The organism is Parashewanella sp. 2210YD4-3, assembly GCF_056591735.1.
Genome location: NZ_JBWQOG010000001.1, coordinates 277,705 through 292,269, shown reverse-complemented (window position 1 = coordinate 292,269; position 14,565 = coordinate 277,705). Strand labels below are relative to the sequence as shown.

Sequence of the window (14,565 nt, the reverse complement as noted above, 5' to 3'; positions counted from 1 at the left end):
AAAATCATCGCAATTTGCTTTTAATACTGGGCTAAAATTTAAATTGGCCCCACTTCTAGAGTTAACTATGGATTTACAAGCGATTCGCGCCTTAACTGAAGACGATATGCAGGCTGTTAACCAGTTGATCTATAACCAACTGGAATCAGATGTAGCTCTTATTAATCAGCTTAGTTTTTATATTGTAAACAGTGGTGGAAAGCGTTTGCGTCCATTATTATCTGTTCTAGCAAGTAAAGCGGTAGAGTATAAAGGAAACGATCATCTGAAGCTTGCGGCGATCGTTGAGTTCATTCATACCGCTTCTTTATTACATGATGATGTTGTTGATGAATCATCCATGCGTCGTGGTCGTCAAACTGCGAATGCCTTATTTGGTAATAGTGCGTCAGTGTTGGTCGGAGACTTTTTGTATACTCGCTCATTCCAAATGATGACAGAGCTAAACAGTCTTAAGGTATTGAAAATTCTAGCTGATACTACAAATGTCCTTGCCGAAGGTGAGGTGATGCAGTTAATGAATTTAAATGAACCAGATACCAGTGAAGACAATTATATGCGTGTCATTTACTGTAAGACTGCAAGATTATTTGAAGCGGCTACACAGTTAGCCGGTGTGCTTGCTGATGTTGATGAGGCTACAGAAATAGCTTTAGGTGAATACGGCAAATATTTGGGCACGGCATTTCAGATCACCGACGATCTTTTAGATTACACGGCTGATAGTGAAGAGCTTGGTAAGAATATTGGTGACGATTTAGCCGAAGGTAAGCCAACATTGCCACTTATTTATGCTCTCGCTCACGGCAATGAGCAAGAAAAAGCATTGATCAAAGGTGTGATCGAAAAAGCAGATGGATCGGAAGTGATCGATCAAGTGCTTGAAGCGCTTAAACGAACAGGTGCACTAGAGTACACTGAACGTCGAGCTAATGAAGAAGCTGAAAAGGCAATTGCTGCACTTGATGTTTTACCAGATAGTGAATACAAACAAGCGTTATTGGGGTTAGCTCACCTATCTGTTGCCCGTAAAAGTTAGTTCTATATCAAGATTGTAAAGCATTGGTTAAGCTTATTTCTGTTAATTTAGCAACAGTTACGGCTTAACCTTTTTTATTGCTATGGCAACTGCAAATACACCATTACTCACTTCTGTAGGAAAACCTTACCCAACCTGTTTGAGTTATCGAACTGCTGCCTCACAACACCATCAAATAAAGCTTACTGGCCGTAAAATTAATGATATATCTAACGAAGAGTGGGCCTATTTTGTTACAAGTAATCAACAAGAGCTTAAAGTACTTAGAAGTGATAATACTGAAGTAAGTTTTATTCTATCCTTGAAGACCAAAAGGCCATTCTGGACTAACGATACATTAATTGTGGCCAAATTTCATGAAAGCTCACAACAGCCTAAAGCAAGCATTAAAGAAAAAAGAGCAAGTTCTAAGTTAGAATCTCAATTATCAGAAGGGTTAACCAAAGCGTTAAATCATGATGTGAGCTTGAGACCGAAAGTTTGGAAAATAAGGCACAGGGCATTTTTCAGTGCAGAAAGAAACCCGAAAGGTCCAAAGGGGCTAAAGCTATTGACTGCAGAAGCTAGAAAAAGAAATCAACGTGAAATGATAGGCAGAATGATTGGAATAGGGCTGTTTATCCCGATAACCGCTTTTACGTGGAATAGAGTCCAGTATTAGGTAAACAATTAGTCTGGCACCCACATATTGTATGATTAACCCACACTTCACCTTTAGTTCATCTTCTTTCGTGTAAATTGTTAGGTCGGTGTATTTATCACTGAGAGTTTGCATGTCCAGTCCTTATTGCGACACATCTGTACTTATTTCTTCTCCGGTAAACCCTAATCGAGTCGAAAGTATTCACTTTGGTTATGGTGCTGATAGTGACCCTATTTGTTCAAAGGAAGCTACCAAAACAATCCCGATACCGAATGGAAAAGTCAGTGCCTTGACTGAAGAGCAGTGCTCCAGTTTTTTGAGAGCAAACAGTGAAACTCTTGTAGTACGCTTTTCTGATAGTAGAGAAATTCAATTTAATGTTGCTATTCCGACAGAAGCAAATACCGTTGCGTGCTTTTTTGAAGATACAAAATTTAAAGTCAAATTCTATATAGAATCAGAAAATGAAAGGTTAGACCGAAAAAATTATTTTGGCGTCGATGTTAGAGAGGTTAAGAAACTCAAAAGAACGTTATCTCATAAGTTTACTGCTGAACTCAATAAAGGGACTGAAGTTCGTTTGGAAATGTGGCGTATGAATCATCCGGCACTGAGACAACATCATAATTATGCCCAGCCGCCAGTATGGTCAAGGCAGAAAAGAGTGTTAGCACGAGTTGGAGCTGTTGGTGCTTCATTCACCTTCCCAATATGGATTTTACCTGCGTTTTTAGGGCTGGGAGTGATAGTATGTATTGACTCAGGTGTCACCAACGAAGAGCACGTTTACAATTAAGCGTGACGACCTAACGAATTAGGATTGCATCTAAGATGTTAAGTTAATCTATCTTTAATTCACTATTCACCCTCTATTTACATTATTTAGCGTACTCTAATCGGATATATTGGTCAGGATCTAAAATTTGTATGGCTGGCTCTGCAGTTTACACAACACCCTTTTATCCGCTTGCATCAAGGGGACTTCAAATAGAATCTATTGTCTTTAGTAATAAAGACAAAGAGGCAAATATTCCTGTGCCTAAAGGGCAGCTTCGAGCTTTGGGCGATGAAGCTTGCTCAAGATTCTTGACTTCAAATACAGACACACTTGAAATTAAGCTCTCTGAAGGTGAAAAAATAATATTTAAAGTCAGTATTACATCTGAGCCGAATCAGGTTGCTTGTTTTTGGCAAGATACTAAATTCTTTGCGAGTTTCAACGCAAGTCAAGTTGAAAATAATTCGCAAAAATTTGAACAATATAGCCCTGATCTCATCAATAAATTAGAAAGTCATCTGTCCAGTAAATTTACTGATGAATTGAATAAAGGTACTGAATTACGTCATCAGTTATGGCGTGATAGTCATTGTTCGTTAATAAAGCATGACAGCTCAATTTTGCCTCCTCTTATGACAAAAGAGCACAGAAGATTGGCAAGAATAGGATTGTTTTTTTGTGGGATATCTTTTTTTAGTCGGATTTGTCATAAGCCTTCCCGGCAAGGTGTTGGTTTGTAGGTCAATGAGGGGCTTTTAGTTTCTAAAATACTGTCCTCTTTAGGTAAAACAGAACACAGTTTGAGGTATTAGCTTATGGCTTCAAAAATTATCCAATATATAGCGCCTTCTCTGCAGCCCAATGATCCTGTGGTTGCATCTTATAAAGATCGCAACACTCAAGAAACAAAATATATTCGATTACCGAATGGAAAATGTAGTGATATTTCAAGTAAGGAATGGCATGAGTTTGCTGATTCTGGTGCCAAAACGTTGAAATTAACGTGGTACAGAAAAGCAAAACGGGAAGAGGCTTCCGTTACTTACAATCTTGGTGTGAGCTGCGTTGAAACCAGTGTCGCTAGTTGTTGGACGCACATGAAAATGTACGCAACCTTTCATGCTACAGAATCGGCAGCAGAATTTACTGCGGTAGCTAAAGGGTTTAAAGTCGATAAAAAGATGTCACAGGCACTCGCTAAACGTTTTAGTTCATTTTTAAATGTGGGTACTACAAACAGAGTTAACATGTGGCGCATTCAGCACCCATCATTAAATTACATTCCTAGAAATGAGTCGAATGAACCCATCACCAAACCGAAAGAACTGAAAAAGCTGGTGATGCCTTTTTGGCAAAAAGCACTAGCGTGGGGAGCCATGATTGGTATGTGTGTAGGCACATTTATTTTTGCTCCAGTTATTCTTGCTGTGGGTATTCCTCTTGCCTGTTTAGTCGTAATTACTTGGGTTCCTTGTTGGCTAGTCTATGATATTTATCAAGAACATAAGACCAGCAAACGTTAATACCATTAAACGCTAGAGCTGCCAATTTATTGGTTCAAAATTAGCGTCTTTTAAAAGTTTATTAATCTGAGAAAAGTGACCGCAACCAAAAAATCCACGATAGGCTGATAGCGGTGATGGGTGTGGTGCCGTTAAGATTTTATGTACTGGATTGGTAATTAACTTTGTTTTTTTTATCGCATGACTTCCCCAAAGTACAAACACAATTTGATGTGACTGTTCATTGAGTTTCACCAAAACCTTATCGGTAAAGGTTTCCCAGCCACGCCCTGCGTGAGCATGTGCTTTACTTTGCTCAACGGTTAATACGGTATTGAGCAACATAATGCCTTGTTTTGCCCAAGGCCGTAAATCACCATGCTCAGGAATGGTAAAGCCTTCTATATCTGTTGAGAGTTCCTTATAGATGTTCACCAAAGACGGTGGAACCTTGATCCCTTTATTCACTGAGAAACACAAGCCATGCGCTTGGTTAGGTCCATGGTAAGGATCTTGTCCAATGATAACCACTTTGGTCTGGCTTAGCGGTGTCAGTTTAAACGCACTAAAAACTTCATCTTGTGGCGGATAAATTACCTTCCCTACTTGAGCTTCAGTTTTTAGAAAGCTCATTAATTCAGAGTAATACTGCTGTTGAGATTCAGACTCAATAAAAGTCTGCCATTGATTAGGCATATGTTAAAACTCCAAAGTGAAAATAACACGAACAGCTAAAGCAATAAGAATAATGCCAGATAGCTTATCAATAAGTGCTGAATGGTCTCTTAGCTTAGGTAAAATCGCTGAATGTGAAAGCACCAGTGCAATTAAGGTGTACCAAAGACCATCGACTAACAAAGGGGTGAGTACAATAATGGCCTGTGATGTATGGTCATTAGCATTTTGCACAAACTGACTAAACAACGCTAAGAAGAAGAGTAAAATCTTAGGGTTAAACAGCGAAATAGCTAAACCATCTCTTGCTGCTTGCAACAAGGTTGATTGCGTGCCTCCAGCGAGTTTGTCACTCATTCCACCTTTCGATTTTAAAGCGTTATACCCCAACCACGCTAAATATGCCGCACCCGCTAGTGCAATGGTATTAAATAAAATGGGTGAGTGTTTTAACACAAGCGCTAAGCCAAAGATGGTGATCAATGCATAAAAACCAATACCTAAAGAGTGTGCCCATGCGCAAACAATGCCGTGTAAACGGCTACTGCCGACAGTATGGCGAATAACCATCGCAAGTGAAGGGCCGGGAGACATGGCTCCAAGACAACAAATCGCCAAAAGGCCAAACCAAATCGTGAGTGTCAAAAAGTGCTCCAGATATTATTAAATGAGCTGCAATATACCATAAACACGAATAACGCTGATTAATTGTAAGGTATAACAATTCAAGCTATTGCTTTTCAGTGCATTCTAATAGATTTAAAGAATAGTGATTTATCTGAGGAATGAAGGATGAGTTATGCTCTCACACTTCCATTTGATCAATCGGATTACAGATTTCTGTCACAGGAAATTGATACTCAAATAGTCAAAGCCGGTTTCAATTCCAAAAAAGAAAAATTATATCCTGTTTATATCCATTTTAGATGCATGGATGGTGAAGAGGTCGTTGAGTTCAGAGTCAAAGCACACGTAAAGTACAAGGTTTATGAGGCTGTTCCTTTTGATTCTCTTAAATATTTTGATTCTAAAATAAAGAAGCGAAACTACTTATGCAAAAAAATAGGTTACTTCACTAATTGGTATTTATTTTTCTTCGATAATTTAAGTGCAACTGGCAGTCGAAAATTAATCAGTCAAGCTTTAAAAAGAGGTCAAAGTATAGACAGGGTTGATGCGTGGGGAAACAGTGCCATAGTACACGCCGTCTGCCATGACAAAATTGCTTGTGTCAAATATATTATAGAAAAAGGTGCTGATCTTACCCTTAAGTACGGAGCGGGTCATACTCTTCTTCAAGTCGCAATTATCAAAGACTCTCAAAAGAGTATTAAATTACTATTGTCTCGAGACGATATCGATGTGAATCAAACTGGTGCTCATAGCATGACCGCTTTGCACCATGCTGCTCAAAGGGGGAACTTTAAGTTAGTTTTTGAGTTAATTGAGAGAGGGGCTAATGTTCATGCATTAGATAACTCAAATAGAACACCAATATTCTATGCGGCAGGTATTGGATGCACAGCATGTATACACTTATTGCTTAATAGTGGCGCGGATATAAACCATACCGATACAGAAGGTAAGTCTTCGCTGATGGTAGCGACATTAAATGGTCATTATTTGTGTATTGATTTTTTAATTGATCACGGTGCAGAAATCACGGCTCGAACTCACAGTGGGCAAACGGCTTTAATGCTGGCGGTAGAAAGTGAAAATGCTAGATGCGTTATGTTACTTAATCAGCATGGATTGGCAGTGAATGACTCTGATAAATTCAATAATACACCTCTAATGATCGCGACTCGATTAGAAAGTTTGTTATGCGTTACCACACTACTTAAACTAGGCGCAGAACCTAACTATTCCTTATTTCCTAATGAAAGCATACAGGTTACTACTCCATTACATATAGCAATAGAAAAAGGGAATTTAAAATGCATAGGGGCATTATTGTGCTATAAAGCCAGTACCAGCGTTGTTGACCAAAATGGTAAAACGCCTCTCCATATTCTTGCTGAAAAAGGCAATACAAAGGGCATAAAGTTATTACTATTACGTGAAGCTGCTATAGACTTAGAACAAGTCGATGGTGATGGTAATACTGCTTTAATAATCGCTGCAAAACATGATCATCAAGACTCTATAGCGTACCTAGAAAAAATGGGGGCGGATATGACTGTAACAGATAATCTTGGTCATGATCTTCAGCACATAAAGCTTCAAAATAATTTTGACAAAGTTCAAATAAAAGCAACGCAAAGTACAAGGCGACGAAAACACGGCTATTAACTGCTTTTTTGCACTGAGACATATGAGTTGTCATAAATACTTTTATGTTGAAATGAGTCAGCAAGGCTGATGGGAATCATCAGCCCTAAAACATTACTTATAAAAATGTCTTAAATCATCAGAAAGTTGTTTAAGAGATTTATCTTCAACGTACATCATGTGTCCTGCTGGATAATATTTCATATCAACACGAGTGGCATCAAAACCGTTGTCGGCGATGGTGTTTTCGGTTGCAAAGAAAGGCGTAGCCATATCAAAATAACCATTAGCAACAAATATCTTGAAGTCACGATTTTCACGTTGAGCTCTACTTAAATAAGGGGCTACATTGACAAAGTGCAGACGATTACCGCTCATACGCCAATCCCAACCCGCGAATACTTTTCCTGATAACACTTGAAATTGTCTATCTAGTTTCACTTTCAAATCGTTAGTTAAATAGTGGTTAATGGCCGCAGTATAAGCGCCGTCAATACCATAACCTGATGGGTCTGCATCGATACGCTCGCCGCCAGAGTCATAGTCTTTACCAATATAGCGGCTATCTAAACGTCCTACAGTTTTGTGTTGATCCCTTAGTAACTCTTTTTGGAAACGATGAGCACTGACTCTTAGATTTACTGCATCTAAGTAACTTGGTTTCAGTCCGGTAAAGCGAGCGAGTTCTTTAATGGTTTGCTGACGCTGTTTCGTGGATAATCGGCTGCCTTGTAGCAATGCAAGGGCATAATCTTTAAGTGCAAATTGACGAGAGGCTTCTACAAACCTTTCAAGACCTAGTGCTTTATCGGCTTGTGATACTTTGCCATGATAATATGCAGTTGCCGCCATGGTTGGTAAGAAACCAATATAAGGCTGGTTATTGCCCGGCTGATAACGTGCGTGGGTTAAGTCTAAAATAGAAGATATCAACATAACGCCGTTAAGAGATACGTCAGTCCAACTACCTTGGAGCTCATTTGTTACCGCTGCGGCTCGCACAGTACCATAGCTTTCACCTGCTAAATATTTTGGAGAATTCCAACGGTTATGTTCAGTTAACCATTGGCGAATAAACTGAGCGATTGACTTAGCATCTTGTTTTACGCCCCAAAAATCTTTGTCTTTGGATTTTCCAACAGCATGACTAACGCCAGTTCCTACAGGGTCAATAAATACTAGGTCTGTCACGTCTAGTAATGAAAATTGGTTTTCAACTAATTGATAAGGTGCAGCACCATCATCTTTAGCGTCAGACGGGACGACAACTCGTTTGGGTCCATAAATACCAAGGTGTAACCAAATAGAAGCAGAACCTGGGCCACCATTAAACACAAAAGTTACTGGCCTTGGCTTATCACTATCTGAATTAGTACGTAGATACGTGGTCGAAAAGATATTGGCCGTAGCTTCACCTTTATCATTTTTTAATAAAGTTCCGCCAGCAATGGTTTTATAGCGCACTGTTTCTCCGGCAATTTCAACTTTATGATTAGTCGTTGAAACTTTTGGTTTAGCTATAGGTTCAGTTGGGTTTTTAGCTGCTAACGCATTTGGGGTAATGAACAATAATGAAACGGCAAGTAGTAATGCTTGACGGCTCAAATCTTTTCCTAAAGACATAATGATCTCCTATTAATTGCTGTTAGCTTACTGAACTGGCAGCAAAAATAAAAAGACTTTTTGTAAACAAAGGTGTTATTAGAATTATCTCTAACCTTTTGCTTCAACTATGCTTTTTATATTGAAACACCAGTGAGAAAGAGTATGGCCAGTTCAGCTGTATCGACACAAAAAAACAAAGTAGTCGAAATTAACGTCAATGAGTATGCATCTACATCAGAGCTAACAAAGCTTGCCAATGGTATTGAGCGAGCAGACTCATCATTTACAGTTCGATTTGTTGATCCACAAACAACACTATCGGTAGAGTATCAAGTGTCCTCATCTTATAGTGCATTCACGTACAGCTGTGACGTTTCGTCTGGTTTTAGAGAATTTTTTTCTCAAACCGTAGAAGCAGTCACTTTGAGAAGCGGTCGCGATACTTCTGAGCAATCCAATGATATTCCTATGCAAGAGCTGTCAGATAAACAGCGCTTTTTAGATAAGTGGAGCGATAAAAAAACGGTTAAAACGGCATTAAACAAAATGGTGTCAGAGCTGAATAATGAAGGGCGTTATGGGGATTTTTGGGTGGCTGCCAGTCGTGGTGATATTAGTTCTTTGGAGCAACAGTTAAAAGCTGGAGTGAGTGTTGATAAACGTGATGAAACTTCAGGTGATACCGCTTTGATGATGGCGGTTAAGAACAAGCAGTATGACTGTGTTCGCTTATTGCTAGATTATGATGCCTCAACGCGCCGTCCTAATGCAGAGCACATTACGCCTATTGTCTATGCTATTGAGCACTTCGATGCGGATATGCTTGAGCTATTGCTAAACCAAAAAGCTTCAACAAGAGTGGTTCATCACCAAGGGGATTATGTCTTCTTTAGTGTCTGTCGCATTCAATCAGAAACAATGATAGATAGCTTTTTATCCCGAGATAAGGAATTACTCAGTGTTACTAGTCATCAGGGAGAGACACCATTGATGCTTGCGTGCAACAACGGATACTCGACAACGGTACAAGCCTTGCTCAAGCATAATGCTGAAGTCAATACGATGGACGCTAATGGCGATTTTCCTCTGCATACTGCTGTAAGGCGAGGCGATAAAGGGATAATAAAGGCTCTTATTGATGCTGGAGCTGATGCACAATTGAGAGATTCTTTCGGACAAACAGCTCTTGAAATGGCGAGAAAATATGAATATATCGATGATAGAGCATCACTTGTAGCTTTAGTTAGCAATATCGCTGTTTCTGATGAGACTCTAGAAGAGTGGGAAAGCGTGCAGCAAGAATCACAGGCAGAGGATCACAAAGAAGATTATGAATCAGTAAAAAATAATGAACTGACCGTTGTAGGAACAGTAATAAATTATTTGAGGAAAACGTTTCGTTAGCTAATATCTAAACAGAATGTTTTCTTGATTGCCTATAAGGAGTTAAGACTTGTGTTAAATCACGCATAAGTTATCCATCAAAATGCAGCATTAAAAGTCTATTTTCAGTATATAATGCCACCCCAATGCTCTTACAGATAGATTTACCATGAATAACAATGATATTTTGCGCCGTCTGCGTTTCGTTCTTGATTACGACGACGCTAAGATGATTTCCATTTTTGCACATGCAGGACATTCAATAACTAATGTTGAGCTTCATCATTTTCTGAGAAAAGAAGATGATCAACTGTTTGTTTCTTTTCTTGATAAAGATTTATGTCGATTCTTAGATGGCCTTATTATTGAAAAGCGTGGCTTGAAAGAAGGTAGTGAAATTCCAAAACCGACTAAAATTAATAATAATCTTGTTTTTAAAAAATTAAGAGTCGCCTTTGAGCTTAAAGAGCAAGATGTCATTGAAGTTTTGGCTTTAGCTGATTTAAGAGTGAGTAAATCAGAGCTTGGTGCGATTTTCCGCAATCCAGAGCATAAGAATTTTAAACCTTGTGGTGATCAAATGTTACGTAATTTCATCAAAGGGTTATCATTAAAGTATCAAGGGAAGTAACTTCCCATTCATTACAACCAAAGTTAAAGGTCTATCCGATGGGTGATAAAAAACGTCCGCTGTATCTTCCCTACGCTGGTCCAGCAATTCTAGAAGCGCCTTTGCTTAATAAAGGCACAGCTTTTACTGAAGAAGAACGCATTTTCTTTAATTTAGAAGGCTTATTACCTCAAGTCACTGAAACGATTGAAGAGCAGGCTTCTCGAGCTTATGCACAATACAGTCGTTTTGATAGTGATGTTAATAAGCATATCTTCTTAAGAAATATTCAAGATACCAATGAAACTTTGTTTTATCGTTTGGTGCAAAATCACATTACAGAGATGATGCCAATTATCTACACACCAACGGTTGGTTCAGCTTGTGAGCAATTCTCTAAGAATTACCGCCGAAATCGTGGGTTATTTATTTCTTACCCAAACCGTGAGCGTATCAGTGATATTCTTAATAACTCTACTCGTCATAAAGTAAAAGTGATTGTGATCACTGATGGTGAGCGTATTCTTGGTTTGGGAGATCAAGGCATTGGTGGAATGGGGATCCCAATTGGTAAGCTTGCACTATACACTAGCTGTGGTGGTATCTCTCCAGCACACACTTTACCGATTACCTTAGATGTTGGTACCGATAATCAACAATTATTGGATGATCCTATGTATATGGGATGGCGTCACCCTCGTATTACTGGTGATGAGTATGCTGAATTCATTGAAGACTTTATGTCTGCGGTAAGAGAGCGTTGGCCAGAAGCTCTAATTCAATTCGAAGATTTTGCTCAAAAGAATGCAATGCCACTTCTCGAGCGCTATAAAGACAAATATTGCTGCTTTAACGATGATATTCAAGGTACGGCGGCAGTAACGGTTGGGTCATTATTGGCAGCGTGTAAAGCGGCTGGCACTAAATTAAGTGAGCAGCGTGTCACCTTCGTTGGAGCAGGTAGTGCAGGTTGTGGTATCGCAGAAGCTATCGTGGCACAAATGGAATCTGAAGGTATTTCAGAGTCAGAAGCTCGCGCAAGAGTATTCATGGTTGACCGTTGGGGATTATTGTTAGATAAGATGCCTAACTTATTATCATTCCAGCAAAAATTAGCGCAACCAGCTGATGTAGCTAAAGATTGGGATGGTTCAGGTGAAGATATTTCACTTATTGAAGTGATGACTCATGCAAAACCAACGGTCTTGATTGGTGTATCTGGTGTTCCAGGTTTATTCACTGAAGAAGTGATCAAAACCATGCATCAACATTGTGAACGTCCAATTGTATTCCCATTGTCTAATCCAACAAGCCGCGTTGAAGCAACGCCGCAAAATATTTTGAAGTGGACAAATGGCCAAGCATTAGTCGCAACAGGTAGCCCATTTAAACCTGTAGTATTGGATGATAAAACATTTGAAATTGCACAATGTAATAACAGCTATATCTTCCCAGGCATTGGCCTTGGTGTGATAGCAGTTAAAGCTAAACGTGTAACCGATTCAATGCTAATGGCTTCAAGCCGTGCTTTAGCAGAATGTTCTCCTTTAGCGCAAGACGGTGAAGGGCAATTGTTACCTCCATTGGAAAAAATTCATGAAGTGAGTAAAACAATTGCTTTCGCTGTTGCCAAAGCAGCCATTGAAGATGGTGTGGCTCGTCCAATTACGGATGAGCACATCCTTAGAAGTATTGAAAAGAGTTTCTGGAAGCCGGAATACCGCAGTTATAAGCGTACTTCTTTCTAGAACGCTTATAGTTGTAATTTATATTTTTTCTGGGATTGAACTCAGAGCATTAAACCGAACTTGATGATAAAATTAAGTTCGGTTTTTTATTTTCGACACATCCATGCTTTCATCTGACTTATTATTAAAATTAGCCAACAAGATTAAACTCTGGGGCAAAGAGCTTGGTTTTGCTCATGTCGGGATCTGCGATACAGACTTAGCAGATGAAGAGCCAAAGCTGCAAGAATGGTTAGATAAAGGCTATCACGGTGAAATGCACTACATGGCGAATCACGGCATGATGCGAGCAAGACCTCAGGAGCTACAGCCGGGTTGCCTAAGAGTGATCAGTGTCAGAATGGATTATCTACCGCCAGAAGCTGGATTTGCCACTAACCTTAAAGATCCTAATTTAGGTTATATCTCGCGTTATGCGGGAGGTCGTGATTATCACAAAATGATGCGCAATCGAATCAAAAAGCTTGGGGATAGAATTGCCAGCCATCTACAAGAGCTTGGTGAAGCTATACCTGAATATCGCCCATTTGTGGATTCTGCTCCTATTCTTGAACGCCCTTTAGCCGATAAAGCTGGGATTGGGTGGACAGGTAAACACTCATTAATACTAAGTCGCAATGCGGGTAGCTGGTTTTTTCTAGGGGAGTTATTAATTAATGTCCCTTTGCCAGTTGATGAACCTGTTAATAATGAATGTGGAAAATGCGTAGCTTGTATTAAATCTTGCCCAACTAATGCCATTGTTGAACCTTATGTAGTGGATGGGCGTCGGTGTATCTCTTATCTTACCATTGAGCATCAAGGCTCTATTCCTGAAGAGTTTCGTCCGTTAATGGGGAATCGAATTTATGGTTGTGATGACTGTCAATTAGTATGTCCCGTTAATAGTGAAGCTCCACTGACTGAAGAATGGGATTTTCATATTCGAGACTCCATAAAACTGCCCAAGCTGGTGGACTTATTCCAGTGGACAGAACAGGAATTTTTAACTCGAATGCAAGGCAGTGCGATACGCCGTATTGGTCATTCACTATGGTTACGAAATATCGCCATAGCCCTCGGTAATGCTCCGTATTCAAAAGAAATAATTGCAGTATTAGAGATGAAATCTCAGGCTGAAGACGTGAGTGATATGGTGCAAGAACACATAGAATGGGCTTTAGAACAACAGAATAATAAATCTAATGAAAAATATGCGCTAGAGCGTAAAACGATGCGTATTATAAAGACGGTTGAAAAAGGCTTAACGCGTGATAGTTAATGCCCACAGTGTATTACTCTAGTATTAACAGAAACTATATTCGTCTTCTAAGCTCTAGCTCTTGAAACATCTCCAGACCAGAGGAGAGTGGCTGAGATGTTGGGGGGGGATTTTCTAGAGGGGAATGAACATCTATATAAACATAATTAGCAGCAATGTCACTGGTTGTTTGTGCACGACTTGTTTTGACTTTCTCTACTGCCCATTTTGCTACTGATGTTGTTCGTGTCCAGAGAGTTCTTAATAGGTTGGGCTGTGTGGGTTCTATTTGCTGCTCAGAAGTATTGTTTTGTTGTAACGGGCTTTGAACTTGAGTTTGAGTTTCAGGTTGAACAACATTTGATGAAGGGGCTGGATCGTTAGTATTAATTGTGTGTGTGGTGATGCCTTGAGAGTTTCTTTGTCTACTTCTCTCTAATTCTTTTTGTTCGTTTTCTTCATATTTTTCTTGCTTACTTTTAACATCAGCATGAATGCTTTTATCGTTTACTATTAGTTCTAGTCTTTCTCTATACAAGACATACGCAGGCGCACGCAATTGTTGTGAATCAAATTGGCTCTTCAGTTCACCGTAGTTTTGATTCGCTTGATGATGAAATAATGAAATTCTAGTAGGTATATCCCATTTAACGTCATAATAAGTTTTTCCTTGGGTGTCAGCCTTTCCCTTATACTTTGTAGCCCTGATATTTGTGCCATATTTGATTAATGGCGTTGGAGTTAGACATAGTCTTTCCTGAATAAGTGGTTTCCCTGCTAAATTGACGTGATTCTTAAAAGGTCCGGCTACTTTGTATACAACATTTCCTCTGTCTTTAGGTAAAAATATAGGTACTTCTTCAACGCAAAAGTGTAAGCCATTATAAATAAAGTCATCATGGGTGCCTTGTCTGCCTTTTTCAGAGACCTGTTGAAGATATTCTTCCAACATCTCATTTTTAAATGGATTAGACCGAAGGCAATCAGTAATTACTTTACACCAAGACATTGCGGTACCTTAATTATTCCGATGAGTATTGTTTAGCAGTAAAGTCGTACTTTGGCAATGAA

General features: G+C 39.3%; 14 protein-coding genes. 10 read left to right on the top strand and 4 right to left on the bottom strand.

The annotated features are described in order from the left end of the window. Positions 1–67 precede the first annotated feature (67 nt). From ispB to AC1EU0_RS01255, 5 genes are all read left to right on the top strand, one after another. Positions 68–1,039 (top strand): octaprenyl diphosphate synthase, encoded by a 972-nt coding sequence (gene ispB / locus AC1EU0_RS01275; RefSeq protein ID WP_480300071.1) that lies wholly within the window; start codon positions 68–70, stop codon positions 1,037–1,039. Positions 1,040–1,121: 82 nt separating this feature from the next. Next, the gene (locus tag AC1EU0_RS01270; RefSeq protein WP_480300070.1) at positions 1,122–1,700 is read left to right on the top strand and encodes a hypothetical protein; all 579 of its coding nucleotides are present in this window, start codon (positions 1,122–1,124) and stop codon (positions 1,698–1,700) included. A gap of 112 nt (positions 1,701–1,812) precedes the next feature. Continuing rightward, positions 1,813–2,478: a hypothetical protein gene (locus tag AC1EU0_RS01265; protein ID WP_480300069.1), complete on the top strand. Its 666-nt coding sequence runs from the start codon at positions 1,813–1,815 to the stop codon at positions 2,476–2,478. Between the two features lie 131 nt (positions 2,479–2,609). Next, positions 2,610–3,200, top strand: a complete 591-nt coding sequence (locus tag AC1EU0_RS01260) for a hypothetical protein (RefSeq protein ID WP_480300068.1) — start codon at positions 2,610–2,612, stop codon at positions 3,198–3,200. Positions 3,201–3,275: 75 nt separating this feature from the next. Continuing rightward, positions 3,276–3,983, top strand: a complete 708-nt coding sequence (locus AC1EU0_RS01255) for a hypothetical protein (protein WP_480300067.1) — start codon at positions 3,276–3,278, stop codon at positions 3,981–3,983. 12 nt (positions 3,984–3,995) lie between these two features. Here the strand turns inward: AC1EU0_RS01255 and ung are convergent, their stop codons facing one another. Next, positions 3,996–4,658 (bottom strand): uracil-DNA glycosylase, encoded by a 663-nt coding sequence (gene ung, locus AC1EU0_RS01250; protein ID WP_480300066.1) that lies wholly within the window; start codon positions 4,656–4,658, stop codon positions 3,996–3,998. 3 nt (positions 4,659–4,661) lie between these two features. Further along, positions 4,662–5,231: a LysE family translocator gene (locus tag AC1EU0_RS01245; RefSeq protein WP_480300499.1), complete on the bottom strand. Its 570-nt coding sequence runs from the start codon at positions 5,229–5,231 to the stop codon at positions 4,662–4,664. A gap of 198 nt (positions 5,232–5,429) precedes the next feature. On the opposite strand from AC1EU0_RS01245, the gene AC1EU0_RS01240 reads away from it, so the two are divergent. Continuing rightward, positions 5,430–6,929: an ankyrin repeat domain-containing protein gene (locus tag AC1EU0_RS01240; protein ID WP_480300065.1), complete on the top strand. Its 1,500-nt coding sequence runs from the start codon at positions 5,430–5,432 to the stop codon at positions 6,927–6,929. 93 nt (positions 6,930–7,022) lie between these two features. Here the strand turns inward: AC1EU0_RS01240 and AC1EU0_RS01235 are convergent, their stop codons facing one another. Beyond that, positions 7,023–8,531 (bottom strand): S10 family peptidase, encoded by a 1,509-nt coding sequence (locus AC1EU0_RS01235; RefSeq protein WP_480300064.1) that lies wholly within the window; start codon positions 8,529–8,531, stop codon positions 7,023–7,025. Between the two features lie 144 nt (positions 8,532–8,675). Here AC1EU0_RS01235 and AC1EU0_RS01230 point away from each other — a divergent pair, with 144 nt between their 5' ends. From AC1EU0_RS01230 to queG, 4 genes are all read left to right on the top strand, one after another. Then, positions 8,676–9,917 (top strand): ankyrin repeat domain-containing protein, encoded by a 1,242-nt coding sequence (locus AC1EU0_RS01230; RefSeq protein WP_480300063.1) that lies wholly within the window; start codon positions 8,676–8,678, stop codon positions 9,915–9,917. A gap of 148 nt (positions 9,918–10,065) precedes the next feature. After that, on the top strand, positions 10,066–10,527 hold the full coding sequence (locus AC1EU0_RS01225) for a YehS family protein (RefSeq protein ID WP_480300062.1): 462 nt from the start codon (positions 10,066–10,068) through the stop codon (positions 10,525–10,527). Positions 10,528–10,565: 38 nt separating this feature from the next. After that, positions 10,566–12,254 carry an NAD-dependent malic enzyme gene (locus AC1EU0_RS01220; RefSeq protein WP_480300061.1) on the top strand — a complete coding sequence of 563 codons (1,689 nt, stop codon included), beginning with the start codon at positions 10,566–10,568 and terminating at the stop codon, positions 12,252–12,254. 103 nt (positions 12,255–12,357) lie between these two features. Then, complete coding sequence (gene queG / locus AC1EU0_RS01215) at positions 12,358–13,515, top strand: tRNA epoxyqueuosine(34) reductase QueG (RefSeq protein WP_480300060.1); 1,158 nt, start codon at positions 12,358–12,360, stop codon at positions 13,513–13,515. A gap of 34 nt (positions 13,516–13,549) precedes the next feature. Here the strand turns inward: queG and AC1EU0_RS01210 are convergent, their stop codons facing one another. Then, positions 13,550–14,503, bottom strand: coding sequence for a hypothetical protein (locus AC1EU0_RS01210; protein ID WP_480300059.1), 954 nt, complete (start codon positions 14,501–14,503; stop codon positions 13,550–13,552). Positions 14,504–14,565 lie beyond the last annotated feature (62 nt).

What these genes read in the sequence shown, in the direction of transcription:
- ispB (WP_480300071.1), top strand. Translation starts at nt 68, where the DNA reads ATGGATTTACAAGCGATTCGCGCCTTAACTGAAGACGATATGCAGGCT.
- AC1EU0_RS01270 (WP_480300070.1), top strand. Translation starts at nt 1,122, where the DNA reads ATGGCAACTGCAAATACACCATTACTCACTTCTGTAGGAAAACCTTAC.
- AC1EU0_RS01265 (WP_480300069.1), top strand. Translation starts at nt 1,813, where the DNA reads ATGTCCAGTCCTTATTGCGACACATCTGTACTTATTTCTTCTCCGGTA.
- AC1EU0_RS01260 (WP_480300068.1), top strand. Translation starts at nt 2,610, where the DNA reads ATGGCTGGCTCTGCAGTTTACACAACACCCTTTTATCCGCTTGCATCA.
- AC1EU0_RS01255 (WP_480300067.1), top strand. Translation starts at nt 3,276, where the DNA reads ATGGCTTCAAAAATTATCCAATATATAGCGCCTTCTCTGCAGCCCAAT.
- ung (WP_480300066.1), bottom strand. Translation starts at nt 4,658, where the DNA reads ATGCCTAATCAATGGCAGACTTTTATTGAGTCTGAATCTCAACAGCAG.
- AC1EU0_RS01245 (WP_480300499.1), bottom strand. Translation starts at nt 5,231, where the DNA reads ATGTCTCCCGGCCCTTCACTTGCGATGGTTATTCGCCATACTGTCGGC.
- AC1EU0_RS01240 (WP_480300065.1), top strand. Translation starts at nt 5,430, where the DNA reads ATGAGTTATGCTCTCACACTTCCATTTGATCAATCGGATTACAGATTT.
- AC1EU0_RS01235 (WP_480300064.1), bottom strand. Translation starts at nt 8,531, where the DNA reads ATGTCTTTAGGAAAAGATTTGAGCCGTCAAGCATTACTACTTGCCGTT.
- AC1EU0_RS01230 (WP_480300063.1), top strand. Translation starts at nt 8,676, where the DNA reads ATGGCCAGTTCAGCTGTATCGACACAAAAAAACAAAGTAGTCGAAATT.
- AC1EU0_RS01225 (WP_480300062.1), top strand. Translation starts at nt 10,066, where the DNA reads ATGAATAACAATGATATTTTGCGCCGTCTGCGTTTCGTTCTTGATTAC.
- AC1EU0_RS01220 (WP_480300061.1), top strand. Translation starts at nt 10,566, where the DNA reads ATGGGTGATAAAAAACGTCCGCTGTATCTTCCCTACGCTGGTCCAGCA.
- queG (WP_480300060.1), top strand. Translation starts at nt 12,358, where the DNA reads ATGCTTTCATCTGACTTATTATTAAAATTAGCCAACAAGATTAAACTC.
- AC1EU0_RS01210 (WP_480300059.1), bottom strand. Translation starts at nt 14,503, where the DNA reads ATGTCTTGGTGTAAAGTAATTACTGATTGCCTTCGGTCTAATCCATTT.